The 15,132-nt window shown below is 59.7% G+C and carries 14 protein-coding genes; 4 read left to right on the forward strand and 10 right to left on the reverse strand.

Going from position 1 to position 15,132, the window contains the following annotated elements; genetic code table 11:
• Window positions 1–20 precede the first annotated feature (20 nt).
• The 10 genes from SLH47_RS11335 to paaG form a co-directional block, all read right to left on the reverse strand.
• Window positions 21–221 carry a DUF2783 domain-containing protein gene (locus SLH47_RS11335; RefSeq protein WP_320239623.1) on the reverse strand — a complete coding sequence of 67 codons (201 nt, stop codon included), beginning with the start codon at window positions 219–221 and terminating at the stop codon, window positions 21–23.
• Complete coding sequence (locus SLH47_RS11340; RefSeq protein WP_320239624.1) at window positions 218–1,846, reverse strand: FAD-dependent oxidoreductase; 1,629 nt, start codon at window positions 1,844–1,846, stop codon at window positions 218–220. The genes SLH47_RS11335 and SLH47_RS11340 overlap by 4 nt, the downstream gene beginning before the upstream one ends.
• A gap of 11 nt (window positions 1,847–1,857) precedes the next feature.
• Complete coding sequence (locus SLH47_RS11345; RefSeq protein ID WP_320239625.1) at window positions 1,858–2,808, reverse strand: MBL fold metallo-hydrolase; 951 nt, start codon at window positions 2,806–2,808, stop codon at window positions 1,858–1,860.
• Between the two features lie 16 nt (window positions 2,809–2,824).
• Entirely contained in the window at window positions 2,825–4,165 is a 1,341-nt protein-coding gene (locus SLH47_RS11350; protein ID WP_320239626.1) for a TRAP transporter large permease, read from the reverse strand.
• Window positions 4,162–4,653, reverse strand: coding sequence for a TRAP transporter small permease (locus SLH47_RS11355; RefSeq protein ID WP_320239627.1), 492 nt, complete (start codon window positions 4,651–4,653; stop codon window positions 4,162–4,164). Before SLH47_RS11355 ends, SLH47_RS11350 begins: the two co-directional genes overlap by 4 nt.
• Before the next feature lie 3 nt (window positions 4,654–4,656).
• Window positions 4,657–5,667, reverse strand: coding sequence for a TRAP transporter substrate-binding protein (locus tag SLH47_RS11360; protein WP_320239628.1), 1,011 nt, complete (start codon window positions 5,665–5,667; stop codon window positions 4,657–4,659).
• 97 nt (window positions 5,668–5,764) lie between these two features.
• Window positions 5,765–6,367 carry a TetR/AcrR family transcriptional regulator gene (locus tag SLH47_RS11365; RefSeq protein ID WP_320239629.1) on the reverse strand — a complete coding sequence of 201 codons (603 nt, stop codon included), beginning with the start codon at window positions 6,365–6,367 and terminating at the stop codon, window positions 5,765–5,767.
• 4 nt (window positions 6,368–6,371) lie between these two features.
• Window positions 6,372–7,682, reverse strand: coding sequence for a phenylacetate--CoA ligase PaaK (paaK, locus tag SLH47_RS11370; protein ID WP_320239630.1), 1,311 nt, complete (start codon window positions 7,680–7,682; stop codon window positions 6,372–6,374).
• A 13-nt stretch (window positions 7,683–7,695) separates the two neighbouring features.
• Window positions 7,696–8,121, reverse strand: a complete 426-nt coding sequence (paaI, locus tag SLH47_RS11375; RefSeq protein ID WP_320239939.1) for a hydroxyphenylacetyl-CoA thioesterase PaaI — start codon at window positions 8,119–8,121, stop codon at window positions 7,696–7,698.
• Between the two features lie 2 nt (window positions 8,122–8,123).
• Window positions 8,124–8,909: a 2-(1,2-epoxy-1,2-dihydrophenyl)acetyl-CoA isomerase PaaG gene (paaG, locus tag SLH47_RS11380; protein WP_320239631.1), complete on the reverse strand. Its 786-nt coding sequence runs from the start codon at window positions 8,907–8,909 to the stop codon at window positions 8,124–8,126.
• Between the two features lie 67 nt (window positions 8,910–8,976).
• On the opposite strand from paaG, the gene SLH47_RS11385 reads away from it, so the two are divergent.
• The 4 genes from SLH47_RS11385 (at window position 8,977) to pcaF (ending at window position 15,129) form a co-directional block, all read left to right on the forward strand.
• Window positions 8,977–11,019: an FAD-dependent oxidoreductase gene (locus SLH47_RS11385; protein ID WP_320239632.1), complete on the forward strand. Its 2,043-nt coding sequence runs from the start codon at window positions 8,977–8,979 to the stop codon at window positions 11,017–11,019.
• Between the two features lie 18 nt (window positions 11,020–11,037).
• Window positions 11,038–13,074 (forward strand): phenylacetic acid degradation bifunctional protein PaaZ, encoded by a 2,037-nt coding sequence (gene paaZ / locus SLH47_RS11390; protein WP_320239633.1) that lies wholly within the window; start codon window positions 11,038–11,040, stop codon window positions 13,072–13,074.
• A 37-nt stretch (window positions 13,075–13,111) separates the two neighbouring features.
• Window positions 13,112–13,849 (forward strand): hypothetical protein, encoded by a 738-nt coding sequence (locus tag SLH47_RS11395; RefSeq protein WP_320239634.1) that lies wholly within the window; start codon window positions 13,112–13,114, stop codon window positions 13,847–13,849.
• Window positions 13,850–13,932: 83 nt separating this feature from the next.
• Window positions 13,933–15,129, forward strand: coding sequence for a 3-oxoadipyl-CoA thiolase (gene pcaF, locus SLH47_RS11400; protein ID WP_320239635.1), 1,197 nt, complete (start codon window positions 13,933–13,935; stop codon window positions 15,127–15,129).
• Window positions 15,130–15,132: the final 3 nt, after the last annotated feature.

Below are 15,132 nucleotides of genomic sequence, written 5' to 3' on the forward strand. Positions count from 1 at the left end.
TTGCCCTGCAAAGCAATGTATCAGACACCTTCTTCGATATCCCGCGCAGCTTTCAGCGCGGCCTCAAGGGTAGCGATATCGCCGATCTGATTGGCAAGGATAAGTATCAGTCGGGCATTAAATGCAGCACTTTCCTCATCGCTCAGCCCCTCGTGAGATTTAATAAGCGCGTCGTAAAAGCCGTCGGGGTCAGAAAGGTTTGGCGCGAGGATAAGGTTCATAGGGCTTCCTTCCCGATAGCGTTGCATAATGCATGATGCACAGCCGCTGCGTCAAAGGCCGGCCAACGGGCAACAACGTGTTGATCAGGACGGATGAGGTAAATGGCTGCAGTCCCATCACCCAGGTAGCGCGCGCGCAACGCGGCAGAGGGCTCTGCGATGTGAACTACCTCTGCTGTGATACCATGCGTCGTGACATCATTGGCAGTAGGCGCGCCGAGGCACAAAAGGGTGAAGCCGTCACGCAAGTGTTCGAGGAGATACCCGTTCCCGACAGGCGCGTCCGGGCAAGGCGCGCCAGGGCGGCTGACCGCCGGACCACCCGTTTCATCCGGACCAAAGAGCGGAAAGTCAGCATATGTGCTGGGCGTCGAAAGACGACCCGAATTGACCAGGGGCTGGGCAAAGGCGTAGCGACCGGCGAGCGCCAGAACCGCATCGCGGAACGTCCGGCTGACCTGCGATTTGGGCGTCATGAAATCCGTCGCGCGGGATGAGTTCACGATGTTTTCATCAGCGGCAAAGGCGCGTTCGTCATGGTAGCTGTCAAGGAGTGCGTCATCGGCAAGGCCCTTCCAGACAAGATCCAGCTTCCACGCCAAATTATCCGCATCCTGCACCCCGGAATTAGCCCCGCGCGCACCAAAGGGCGAAACCTGATGCGCACTGTCGCCCGCAAAGAAGACCGGCCCATGGCGAAACGCCTGCATCCGGCGGCACTGAAACGTATAAATCGATGTCCAGACCAGATCGTATTCGGGCACCGTGCCGGTCTGGCTCGACAGCATCGCGTCAACGCGTGCGCGAATGCGGTCCTCCTGCATTTCAAGCTCACGGTCGATGTCCCAGCCAAGCTGAAAGTCGATCCGCCAGATATCGTCAGGCTGTTTGTGTAGCAATGCTGAAGTGCCGCTGTTCTTGAAAGGTGGGGCGAACCAGAACCAGCGCTCGGTCGGGAAATCCGCCTTCATGCGCACGTCAGCGATCAGGAAATTGTCTTCAAAAACGCGCCCGTCAAAGGACAGGTCCATCATATCACGCAGGCCGGAGCGGGCACCATCGCAAGCAATCAGGTAATCCGCCTCGATCTGGTAATGGCCATCGGGCGTGTCGACCTGAAGGACGACATAATCCTGATGCCGTTCGATATCCGTGACCCTGTTGCGGCCACGAATTTCGATAGGCGCCCCTTGCGCTTGCGCGGCGCGGATTTCCTCGACCAGAAAGCGCTCAAAATAGGGTTGCTGCAGGTTGATGAAGGCCGGGTTGCGGTGCCCCTCTTCAGGTAGCAAGTCGAACTGGAAGAGCTGACCGTCGCCATGAAAAACGCGTCCGAGGTTCCACACCACACCCTTTTCGACCATTGGCCTTGCAGCGCCCAGACGGGTGGCGATGTCGAGCGTGCGCTTAGCAAAACAGATTGCCTTGCTGCCCAACCCTGCCCCGTCATGATCATCAAGCACCAGGGCTGGGGTGCCCTTCTTACCGAGGTCCAGCGCGAGTGCGAGGCCGACGGGCCCGCCACCCACAATCACGACCGGGTGCCGCACCGCCGGTGCCGACTGTGCAGGCACCTTTTCATAAGGATAAAGCTGAAATGCCGTCTCGTAGCGCACTGCAACCATGTCTGATGTCCCTATCCCTGCAACTCTGCCCACATCTCCAGATCGCGCTTATCGGTCCAGATGCGGGGATGCGCGATGCCTCGTGCCTCATCATAGGCACGCGAGACGTTGAAGGGCAGGCAATGTTCGTAGATGGCGTAGTCTTGGAACTTGGGGTCGCAGGCGTCGCGCACGGCACCCCATGCCTCTTTCAGCGACCCGCCGCGTGCCGCGACCTTGGCGGCGGGATTGTAGGTCGAATAGACAAAGTCGCGGGTGCTTTCGATGGCGCGCTCGACCGTATCTTTGCCGACCAACGCTCCGCCACGCCCCGGCGCAATTGCATCCACATCGTAGGCCTTGATTGCATCCAGCGTGTTGCCCCAATCGGCAAAATGCCCATCACCGCAATAGCAGGCCGAATGATCCTCAACGATATCGCCGGTGAACATCACGTTCTGATCGGGGACATGGACAACAGCATCACCCGCCGTATGCGCCCGGCCGATATGTTTGATATCCACCCTACGTTTGCCGAGATAGACCGTCATCCCATGGCTGAAGGTCGTGGTGGGATAGGTCAGGCCCGGAATACTCTCATGGCCCTCGAACAGACGGGGAAAGCGCTGGAACTCGCTGTCCCAATCCTCTTGCCCGCGTTCCTCGACCATGCCGCGTGCCGCCTCTGACATGATGATCTGATCAGCGCCGTAGGCAGAAGCTCCAAGAACACGGACCGCGTGATAATGCGTCAGCACTACATGGCTGATCGGTTTGTCGGTGACAGAGCGGACCTTTTCGATGACCTTTTCGGCCAGGCGGGGCGTCGCCTGCGCCTCTACCACCATGACGCTGTCATCGCCGATGATCACGCCCGAATTCGGGTCGCCTTCCGCTGTAAAGGCCCAAAGATCGCGGCCCACCTCGTCAAAGGTGATCGTCTTCTCGGTCATATCGCCTTGGGATGCGAATGCTTTGGCCATGTTTTGTCCTCTGTGTCTAAAGCCCACCGAAGCCGACTACGCCGAGCGGCAACAAAAGCGAGAATGCGGGTAGCGCGATCAAGATGATCAACCGCACGATATCTGCAAGCCAGAATGGCGTCACACCGCGAAAGATCGTGCCAGTCGACACATCCGGCACCACGGATCGCAGCACAAAGACGTTCAGCCCGATGGGCGGCGTGATCAATGATATCTCTGTCACGACCACCACGATGATCCCGAACCAGATCAGCGCCATCTCTCCGCTGACGTCCCCTTCGAAGAACCCCAGCGAAGCGATGAGCGGCGCGAAGAGCGGCACCGTCAGCGTGATCATCGACAGGCTTTCGAAAACGGCGCCAAGGACGAGATAGATCAGCATCATGATCGCGAGCACGGTAAATGGCCCAAAACCGTTGTCATTGACAAGGGCAAGCAGGTCATCAGGCAGTCCGGTGCGGATGATCAGGCGGTTGAAAATGTCTGCGCCAATCAGAAGGACAAACAGCCCCACCGATGTCGTCACGGTTTGGGAGACCGCCTTGACCAGCCCGGACCAACTGAAACGCCCAATTGCGACCGAAATGACAATCGCACCAAATGCCCCCACACCCGCCGCCTCGTCGGCGGTGAAGATGCCAGCATAGATGCCGCCGATGATGATGACAAAGAGGATGAGGATGGGGATCACCCGAATGATACTCTGCCGCGCCTCTTTTGCATCCATGGGCGCACCTGCGGGGCCTGCCTCGGGCTTGTGCCAGACGACGAATGCCACGGCGATCAGGTAAAGCACGACACCAAGGATGCCCGGCAGGATGCCCGCCAGGAAAAGCTTGCCAATGGATTGGCCGGTCAGGAACCCATAGATGATCAGGATGATACTGGGCGGGATCAGGATGCCCAGCGTTCCGCCCGCCGCGACGGATGCAGTCGAAAGCGTGTCGTGATAGCCATATTTGCGCATCGACGGCAACGCGACCTGCGACATCGTCGCCGCCGTCGCGAGGGACGACCCCGATACCGCCGAGAACCCACCGCAGGCAAGGATCGTGGACATGGCAAGGCCGCCGGGCAAACGGCCAACAGCGGCATAAGCGGCACGGTAAAGGTCGTGCGCCATCCCGCTTTGCGCGATCAACATCCCCATCAGAATGAACAGCGGAATGACCGACAGCGCGTCATTCTGGGTCACATCCAGAATGGAATCCGCCGCGGGTCCCAGCCCGGCAGACCAGCGCCAGTCCCGCAGAAAAACAAAGCCGATGGCGCCAACCAGCCCCATCGCGATCCCAATAGGAACCCGGACCAGCACCAACGCAATTACGATGGCAAAGCAGATCAGCGCGACTGTCATGGACGCCGTCCCTTAATCGCGATGACCACAGCGTAAATGGCCAAGGCAATGCCCGTGGTGAAGACAACCCCAGCAATGCCGTAAACCAGCGGATATTTAGGGAGGAACAAGAGGTCGCTCGTTAGACCTTGTCTCTCGATGCGCACGCCCCGCAGGTAAAGCCAATACCCCATTGTTAGCAGCGTGCCTGCGGTTAAGAGCTGGATCAAACGATCCCGCCAGAAGGCGACGCCCGAAGAAAAGAAACCGTCCATCAGATCCACATCGATCTGTTGTCCCCGCAGCGTGACAACCGGAAACGCCAGAAAGATCGAACAGGCCAGCAGGATCTGCGCGATGTCCTGTCGCCCGAAGATTGGCGCGTTAAAGCCATAGCGGCCAATCACCTCGGCCACGGTCAAGAGCATGAGCGCGATCAGGCAGATGCCGCTCAGGCTGACGCAAAGGAGGGCGAGCCATTGGCCCGCCCGCTGCAGTGTTTTGGCCATGGTTTACCGGCTGCTGTATTCGGCCATGGTAGTACGGATAATGTCGAGTGCGGCCTCGGCGTCAACGCCGCGTGCTGAGACTTCTTCCAGCACTGATGCCTGGATTGTCGGGACGAGGTCACTGAATTTGGCAGCCCCCTCGGCAGTCAAGTCGATGACCTGCCCCGTCTCTGTCTGAGCGGCAATGCCGCGTTCGTTACCTTCATCCCAGGCGGTTCCGGCAAAAGCCGAGAAATCTTCGCCCAGCGCTGCCTTGATGGCTGCGGCGTCTTCCTCGCCAACGCTGTCGAGAAACTCTTCGCTCATCACGATCGAAAAGGACCCGCGATAAAAGCCGCCCGGCACACGGTACGTGTATGGCAGCACCTCGGTCAGCCGCAGAATGGCAATCGTGTCACCGGGGAAAAACGTGCCGTCAGCTACGCCATTTGCGACAGTTTCGTAGACCTTCGGCGCAGCAACCTGAACACCGGCCATATCAAGGCCTGCCAACACGTCGCCCATTACACCACCGCCAGACCGGATTTTCAGGCCGGAAACTTCATCCAGAGAGCTGATTTCCTGCGACAGGTGCAGCATTCCCGGCGCATGGACCATCATCGCCACGGGCACCACGCCCTCGTGTTCGTCTGCGGCACCCAGGACCTGTTCGTGCGCGCGCCAATGTGCGGCTGACGCCGCAGCGCTGTCGCCTTCAAGGCCGGGAATTTCGATCAGCTTTGTGGTGACGAACCGCCCCGGGTTATAGCCGTGGAAGATCCATGTCGCATCTGCGCCGCCATCCTCCACAAGGTCGATCTGTGAAGGTGGGGACGCCAACTGGTATTCCACCTTTCCGGTCACCCGTCCTTCAGTCGCGGTTTCGATGCGGTTGATGAACTCGGGCCAGACGATCTCGTTCATGATATGGCTGGGCGGCAGCCAAGAAGAAATGATCATCTCTTTTTCCGCGATGGCCGAAGTAGCTGTCGCGACAGTCGTGATGGCAGCAAATGCCAAAGTCGTTAGTTTCATGAAGTCCTCCCTAATAACTCCCGAAATACCGCAAATCCTGGGTGCGACACTCTCACAAACCGACCGGTCGGTCAATAGTGTTGCCCCTGGTCTCGCGCTACCGCATTCCTTGTGAAATGCCGTTCAATGTCAGATTGGCGATGGATTTTGCGTAGTCGATGCGCGCGTCTTGCGTGGCCTTTGGATGCCACATGTAAAACCAGTTGAGCATACCAAACACCGACATCGTCACGTGGCGGCATGCTTTCGCATCTGCCCCAAGCGTTGATGGTGCAACGTCTTTCAAGATCGTCGAAACCTCGTCGACGATGGCGCGCTGATAGCCCTTGAGAACCTCTTGCTGTGCCTCGTCGAGCAGGGGCAGACCCTCGCTTTGAATTTTGTGTTCATTATCCATCCCATCATAGGCCAACAGGATCGTGCGCGTGATGGAGTGTAGCTGTTCTGCTGGGGTCTGGCCCGCTCGATCAGTCGCAACCACGATGTCGCGCAGCTCAGAGAGGTAGCTATCAAGGATATCAAAGACCAGTTCGTCCTTACTGGCGTAATAGTGATAGATATTCGCTTTTGAGATGCCGCAGGCGCGCGCCACTTCATTCATCGACGCCCGCGCGATGCCCTCGCGCGCAAAAACCTCGGCCGCGACCGTCAGGATGTGCTGGCGCTTTTGATCGTAGTCTTTCGCAATCGTTCTGGCCAAGTCGTTATCCTTTCGGTCGGTTATCGATCACGCGGCGCGCCTTGCCCTGGCTACGCTCGACACTGCCCGGTACTCCGACATGCACGCGCGTCGAGATGCCGACGACATCCTTGATTTTCTTGCGCAGCGCCTCTGCCGCATGTGTCCGGGCATCTTCCGACGCAGCGGCCTCTGAGGCTTCGACGTGGACATCCATGCAATCCATGTGCCCTTCACGAACCAGTTGTATCTGGAAATGTGGCGCAAGGTCGGGCAGTGCCAACACCTGCTCTTCAATCTGGGTCGGAAAGACATTCACGCCGCGCAGGATGATCATGTCGTCGGACCGGCCCGTGATCTTTTCCATCCGCCGCATGCTGCGCGCCGTTCCGGGCAAAAGCCGGGTCAGATCGCGGGTGCGGTAGCGGACCATCGGCAGGCCTTCCTTCGTTAGCGTGGTCAGCACAAGCTCTCCCATTTCGCCATCGGGCAGAACGTCACCGGTGACCGGGTCGATGATCTCTGGGTAGAAGTGATCCTCCCAGATATGCAGGCCATCCTTGGTCTCAACGCATTCGTTGGCCACCCCCGGACCAAGAATCTCGGACAGGCCATAAATGTCGACGGCGTGCATATCGAACGCCTCTTCCACCTCGGCCCGCATCGCGTTTGTCCAGGGTTCTGCCCCGAAGATCCCAACCTGAAGCGAGCTATTGCGCGGGTCGATGCCTGCCTTGCGATACTGCTCCAGAATGTTGAGCATATAGGACGGGGTCACCATGATCGTTGTCGGCCTGAAATCTTCGATCAACGTCACCTGTCGCTCGGTCATCCCGCCGGAGACCGGGACGACTGAACACCCCAACCGCTCTGCCCCGTAATGCGCGCCGAGCCCGCCGGTAAAAAGCCCATAGCCATAGGCGATATGGGCAATGTCCCCCGGCCGGGTGCCCGAGGCACGCATGGACCGCGCAACCATATCGGCCCACATGTCGATGTCATTGCGTGTGTAGCCCACCACCGTTGGCTTGCCGGTCGTGCCCGAGGATGCATGCAGCCGCACAATTTGTTCGCGCGGTACGGCAAACAGGCCGAAAGGATAGTTGTCACGCAGGTCGTTCTTTTGTGTGAACGGGAATTTGGAAAGGTCTGCCAGAGACTTCAGGTCGTCAGGGTGCACGCCCGCCGCATCAAACCTGTCGCGAAACATGCGGACATTGTCATATGCATGGTGCAATGACCACTTCATGCGCTTCAGCTGCAAGGCGCGGATTTCGTCGGTGGAGGCGATCTCAATGGGATCAAGCGATGTTTGGTTCGGGGTCAGGTCTTTCATCTCATCCTCCCAATCATTCTTCGAAAAGCGTGCCGCGGATCGCCCGCGAACAGCCCCTGAATTCCGCGACCACCTCACCATCCTGCCGCGTGACAGTCACATCATAAAGACCACTGCGGCCGTTCAGGCTGACCTCACGCGCAGTGGCGGTCAACGTGTCGTCCAACCTGGCTGGCGCGATATAGGTGATCGTGTTGTGTTGCGCGACAGTCGCCTGATTGCGGCTGTTGCAGGCAAAGGCGAACGCGCTGTCGGCCAGCGCAAAGGTCACGCCGCCATGGCAGATACCGTGACCATTTGTATGGTGCGGCTGTACCTTCAGCGAAAGCGTTGCCGTACCTTCACCCACGCTCACCAGTTCCATGCCGAACCACGGACTTGCCCTGTCATCCGACCACATGGCCTGCGCGGATCGTGCGGCCCTATCTTGGGGTGTTATGGTCATTTTCCCTGGAATACCGGGGCGCGCTTGTTCAGGAAGGCAGAGACGCCCTCAGCATAATCCGCGCTTTCGCCGCAGAGCTTTTGCAGCTGCGCCTCTAGTTCCAGTTGCTGCGAAAGCGTGTTTGCCGAAGCCGCGTGGATCGCAACCTTGGTGCTGGCCAGGCCCCTTGTCGGGCCATCGGCCAGTTGCGCGGTTAGCGCGCGCGCATTCTCCATCAGCGTGTGGTCGGGCAAAGCCTGCCATATCATCCCCCAGTCCGCGGCTTGCTGCGCCGTCACGGGCGCGCCAGTCATGGCCAATGCCTTTGCCCGGGCCGGACCGACCAGGTGTGGGAGGCTCCACGACCCACCTGCATCGGGCACTAAACCCACGCGCGCAAAGGATTGAATGAATTTGGCGCTGTCCGCCGCCAGCACGATATCGCAGGCCAGCGCGATATTCGCGCCCGCGCCAGCTGCCACACCGTTCACGGCGCAGACCACCGGAAGCTCCGCCTCACGGATCAACCGTACCAGCGGGTTGTAGAAGGTGGTCAGCGTGCGGCTCAGGTCCGGTCGCCCGTCCATTTTGGAAGGATCGCGATCGCCCAGATCCTGACCTGCGCAGAATCCGCGCCCAGCCCCAGTAAGCAAAATGGCGCGGGAGCCACCAGAAATCGCGCTCTCAAGCACTGCCCGCAGAGCCAGATGCATCTCGTCATTAAAGCTGTTCAGCTTGTCGGGCCGGTTCAGCGTCACCTCGACCCAGTTGCCGTGATCAACCGACAAAATCGTCCCTGACACCGAACTCTCCCTTGCAATCCCACCGGCCTCGGTCTAATCAATCTCGCATAAACCGACCGGTTGGTCAATGAAAGAAAGGCGCGATTTGTCCGATCTTGTGCGCACCGAAATCAGGGATGGCATCGGCTGGGTGACATTGGACAACCCGCCGGTCAATGCCACCTCGACGGCTGTGCGCGCGGAGCTTTTGGAGGCTGTCGGCAAGGTGCAAAGATGTGAATTGGCCGTCCTGAGTTGCGCGGGCAAGACCTTTGTCGCGGGTGGAGATATGTCGGAATTTGACGCACCACCGCAAGAACCGCACCTGCCCGATGTCACAACAGCACTGGAAAACAGCGCGACGCCTTTTGTGGCGCTGATGCACGGCAATGTGCTGGGTGGCGGGTTCGAGATTGCGATGGCCTGCGCATTTCGCGTGGCACGACCCGGAACACGCTTTGGGCTGCCCGAGGTGAATGTGGGTCTGATCCCCGGCGCTGGCGGCACGCAACGCGCGCCACGCCTGCTGGGTTGGGAGATGGCATTTCAGATGGCCTGCCTGGGCAAGACCTTCACTGCTGAGGCGCTATTTGCGGCCGGTGCGATTGATCTCGTCGCGGACAACCCCGAGGCCACTATCGCCCAATTCAAGGGGCACACACCAGAACGGGTGTCAGAGCGCGCTATCGCGCCAATTCCACCATCAGAAATCGCGCGTTTTAAGGCGCAAGCCCGTGAATTCGCCAAGGGACGCGCGGCGCCGTTGCACAATCTGACGGCGCTGACATGGGCCAGCCAACCTTTCGCTGAGGCGCAACCAAAGGAACGCGCGCTGCATCTTGAACTCCGCAAATCTGAGGAAAGCATCGCGCTGCGCCATATCTTCTTTGCCGAACGGGCTGTTACACGCCCCGCGACACTGCAAGGCATCGCGCCGCACGACCTGGCGCACATTGCCATCATCGGCGGCGGCCTGATGGGAAGCGGGATTGCAGCGGCGAGCCTGATCGCCGGTTACAAAGTCACGCTGATCGAACGCGACAGGCAAGCCGCTGATGCGGCCCGCGCTACGGTGACGAAGCTCCTACAGGGCGCACTGGATCGGGGAAAGATCACGCGATCGGCATTTGATGCGCAAATTGATGCCCTCACAACTACGGACACCTATGAAGCCGCCACTGACGCCGATCTTGCCATCGAGGCGGTGTTCGAGGACCTCGACGCCAAGCGCGCTGTTTTCGCAGCGCTCACCAGGGTCGTGGGGCCGCAGACACTGCTGGCAACCAACACCTCTTACCTGGATCCGAATGCGATCTTCGCAGGCATTGACAAGCCCGAGCGCTGCCTCGGCATCCATTTCTTCTCACCCGCACACATCATGAAACTGGTCGAAGTGGTGAAAGCCGACCACACGGGCGATCATGCCCTTGCAACCGCCTTTGCATTTGCCGGCAAGTTGCGCAAAACACCTGTTCTCGCTGGCGTCTTTGACGGCTTCATCGGGAACCGCATCCTTTCGGCCTATCGCAGGGCCGCAGAATACATGTTGGCAGATGGCGCTCTGCCACAGCAGATTGACGCAGCCATGCGCGCGTTCGGCATGGCAATGGGCCCGTTCGAGGCGCAGGATATGGCGGGATTGCAAATCGCGCAGGCCAATCGCCAGCGGCAGGATGCGACGCGCAACCCGGATGAGCGTTACGTCACGATTTCGGACAAGCTTTGCGACATGGGACGTTTCGGCCGACGCGCCGGCGCAGGATGGTACGCCTACCCCGATGGCGCAAAGACGGGTCAACCAGACCCCTTGGTTGACGAACTCATAGCTGCTTACCGACATGAGAATGGTCTGACCCCGTGCAGCTTCTCGGAAACGGATATTCAGACGCAGCTTCTGGCCGCCATGGCCAATGAGGGGGCACGCATCGTCGACGAAGGCATCGCCGAAAATGCCGCTGCCGTCGATGTCGTCAAAACGTCAGGATACGGATTTCCGCGTTGGCGCGGGGGGCCAATGCACTGGGCCGAAACCATTGGGATGTCCGAGGTGCGCTCCGCCCTAGACGCCCTTGAGGCTGCCAGCCCCGGCTCGTGGCAACGCGCCAAGGCATTCCAGAACGGGCACAATTAGAACGAGCAGGAGAGCGCCATGACAGTCCAGGACATTAGAAGTTTCGTTGCCGGTCAGTGGGTTGGTGTCGACAATGCCGCGCGTGAAATCCATTCGGCCATCACAGGTGACGTCATCGCACGGGCAGGCAATGGCAGCCTTGATGTCGCAGCGATGTTGGCCCATGCCCGCTCGATTGGCGGTCCGAACTTGCGCGCGATGACGTTTCATCAACGGGCGCGTATGCTCAAGGCGCTCGCGCTGCATCTTGGTCAGCATAAAGACCGACTTTATGAGATTTCTTTCGCTACCGGCGCAACGCAGAAAGATCATCTGATCGATATCGACGGCGGCATCGGCACGATGTTGGTCTTTGCCTCAAAAGGGCGGCGCGAAATGCCCGATGCCCATATCTATCTTGACGGCGGGGTCGAGCAGTTGTCCCGCAACGGCACGTTTCTGGGCCAGCACATCTGTACTTCACTGCAAGGTGTCGCCGTACATATCAACGCCTTCAATTTCCCCGTCTGGGGGATGCTGGAAAAGCTGGCGCCAACGCTTCTGGCTGGTGTCCCCGCCATAGTGAAGCCCGCGACGGCCAGCTGCTACGTCGCCGAACTGGCTGTCGAGATCATGCTCGATAGCGGGCTGTTGCCTGAGGGTGCGTTACAGCTTGTCTCGGGTGGATTGGGCGACATGCTTGATCACCTGACGACGCAAGATGTTGTCAGCTTCACTGGCTCGGCAGATACTGCGCTGCAGCTCCGGTCAGCCCCGCATATCCTGCGCAATTCCATCCGTTTCATTGCCGAACAAGACAGCCTGAATGCCTCTGTTCTTGGGCCAGATGTGACGCCCGACACGCCGGAGTTTGACCTTTTCATCAAGGAAGTCTCGCGCGAGATGACAACAAAGGCCGGGCAGAAATGTACGGCTATCCGCCGCATCCTCGCGCCCCAGGCACAAGTGCCCGCCGTGATCGAGGCGCTACAAACCCAGCTTGCCAAGACCACAATCGGCGATCCGCGGGACGCGGCGACCCGGATGGGTGCGCTGGTCTCAGCAGCGCAAAAGGCTGATGTGCTGTCCAAGGCTGACCAGATCGCGACAGAGGCCGAGTGCGTTTTCGGCGACCCGGAAAACTTTGACCTTCAAGGCGCAGATCATGATGGGGCTTTTCTGCCGCCGATGCTTTATCACTGTGCCGATCCGGACGGGGCGAATATGGTGCATGAGGTTGAGGCCTTTGGCCCCGTCTCCACGATCATGCCCTACCGCGACCTTGACCATGCCATCGCGCTCGCCAATCGCGGGCAGGGCAGCCTTGTGGCATCTGTCATCACCAACGACGGCACGGTGGCCCAACAAGTCGCGCTTGGCGCCGGGGCCTACCACGGGCGGCTCTACTTCAACAATCGCACGTCGATGAAAGAGAGTACCGGCCACGGATCGCCCCTGCCGCATATGGTCCATGGCGGCCCGGGCCGTGCAGGCGGGGGCGAGGAAATGGGCGGGTTGCGGGGCGTGATGCACTATATGCAACGCACCGCTATTCAGGGGAGCCCTGACATTCTGACGGCCATTGGCGGAAAGTGGGTACCCGGCGCAACCGAGATCACGCATGACGCCCACCCTTTCACCCGCATGTTCCATGACCTGCAAATCGGTGAAACCTTCCATACGCCTGCACACAAGATCACAAGCGACGATGTCGCGCATTTTGCCGAATTCACAGGCGACACCTTCTATGCGCATATGGATGATGACGCGGCCAAGCGGAACCCGTTCTTTCCGGGCCGCGTGGCGCATGGCTACCTCTTGCTAAGCTTTGCGGCAGGGCTTTTCGTGCAGCCCGATGAAGGGCCGGTTCTGGCCAATACAGGCCTCGATAATTTGCGCTTCATGAAGCCGGTTGTGCCAGGCGACAGCATCAAGGTCCGCCTGACGGTCAAGCATAAAACCCCGCGCAATGACCAATATGGCGAGGTGCGCTGGCATGTAACGCTGACCAATCAGGATGCCGATCTGGTTGCGGAATATGATCTGCTGACCATGAATGCCTTCGCCATGGGCTGACTTGTGATCAGAGGGGGCGGAGCTATGCTCGGCCACAATGACCGACCTGCCCGAACCCTCTCTCGTCGCACAGCTACTTAGCCTCGAGCCCGTCAAGACATGGTCACTGATTGTGACAGTATTCGGCGACATGGACGGGGACCGGATATCCGGCAAAGACCTCGGGGCCCTGCTTGGGCCACTTGGTATCCGGCCCGAGGCAATGCGTGTGGCGCTTCATCGTCTGAAAAAAGACGGCTGGATCCAGTCTGAAAAAAGCGGGCGGGAGGTGATCTACAGCCTGTCGCCCTATGGACGGGCCGAGACCACCACTGCGCGCGAGGACGTCTATCGCAGGGATGCAAAATTTGCGGACGAGGGCTGGATCATCGCAGTTTTGCCGCCGGGCGCGACCGCGCCGGAGGGGCCGCATGTGACCGTTGATAGAGGGCTTTATGTTGTGCCAGCGCGCCAGAACATTCTTGCTGATGCCCTGATCCTTGAGCCGACGGGTGCGTTGCCAACCTGGATTGAAGCCAGTCTTGTGCCTGACCATATGCGCGCGCAGGCAGGAGAGCTGGTCGAGCTGACAGCCAAGTTTCAAGACCATCTGTCGGCGGGTCATGACGGCACGCATCTGAGGCTGATGTTCCTGCACCTCTGGCGCAAGATGGCTTTGCGCCCTGGCACATGGGCACATATTGGCTTGATGCCGGACGGGGTAATGGCGCGATGTCATGCGGCGATGGTTCAGTTCTTCGCACAGACTCAACCCACGCCTTCCAGTGGTATGTAATGGCCAAAGCGTTACTACAATTCTCTTGATGTGGATTTACGTAACGTATTAGAGTGTCAACATCCCATGGGAGAAGGGAATCAATGTCCGCCTACATCCTTGACGCTGTACGCACCCCGATTGGTCGCTATGGCGGAGCATTGTCGTCCGTCCGGACCGATGATCTGGCGGCTCTACCGATTGCCGAGTTGGTCAAGCGCAATGAAGGTATCGATTTTGCGCAAGTGGATGACGTGATCCTTGGGGATGCCAACCAAGCGGGCGAAGACAATCGCAATGTTGCCCGCATGGCTGCGCTCCTCGCTGGTTTGCCTGAAACCGTGCCGGGGACAACGATCAACCGGCTCTGCGCATCGGGGATGGACGCTGTCGGCATGGCCGCGCGCGGGATCAAAGCGGGGGATTATCGGCTTGTGATCGCTGGCGGGGTTGAGAGCATGAGCCGCGCGCCTTTCGTGATGCCCAAGGCGGAAAGCGCCTTTGGCCGCGCCAACGCGGTTTATGACACAACCATTGGCTGGCGCTTTGTGAACCCCAAGATGAAGGCCGCATATGGCACGGATTCCATGCCCGAGACCGCCGACAATGTCGCTGAAGATTACGGTGTGTCCCGCGCCGATCAGGACGCATTCGCGGCCCGCTCGCAGGCGCGGTATGCGGCCGCTGCCGCGGCTGGCCTCTTTGCGGATGAGCTGATGTCGGTCAGCATCCCGCAGCGAAAGGGCGATCCGATCACCTTCGACACAGACGAACACCCGCGCCCCGGCACCGACACCGAAAAGCTCGCCAAACTGCGCGGCGTGAATGGCCCTGACCTGACAGTCACCGCCGGCAATGCGTCTGGCGTCAATGACGGTGCCGCAGCCCTCTTGCTGGGGGACGAGGCTGCGGCGAAGGAACACACACCACTCGCGCGCGTGGTTGGCATGGCGGCCGCCGGTGTTGCACCACGGGTCATGGGCATCGGCCCCGTTCCTGCGGTGCGCAAGGTGCTGGACCGGACGGGCCTCACGCTCGACCAGATGGATGTGATAGAATTGAACGAGGCGTTCGCGAGCCAGGGTTTGGCCGTGCTACGCGAATTGAGCTTGCCCGATGACGCGCCGCATGTGAACCCCAATGGCGGCGCGATTGCGCTGGGGCATCCTTTGGGCATGTCGGGCGCGCGGCTGGTGATGACAGCGGCCTACCAATTGCGCCGCACGGGTGGGCGTTATGCCCTTTGCACCATGTGTGTCGGCGTCGGCCAGGGTGTCGCACTGATTTTGGAAAGGATCTGAGAC

This window comes from Cognatiyoonia sp. IB215182 (assembly GCF_033963905.1).
Classification (GTDB): Bacteria; Pseudomonadota; Alphaproteobacteria; order Rhodobacterales; family Rhodobacteraceae; genus Yoonia.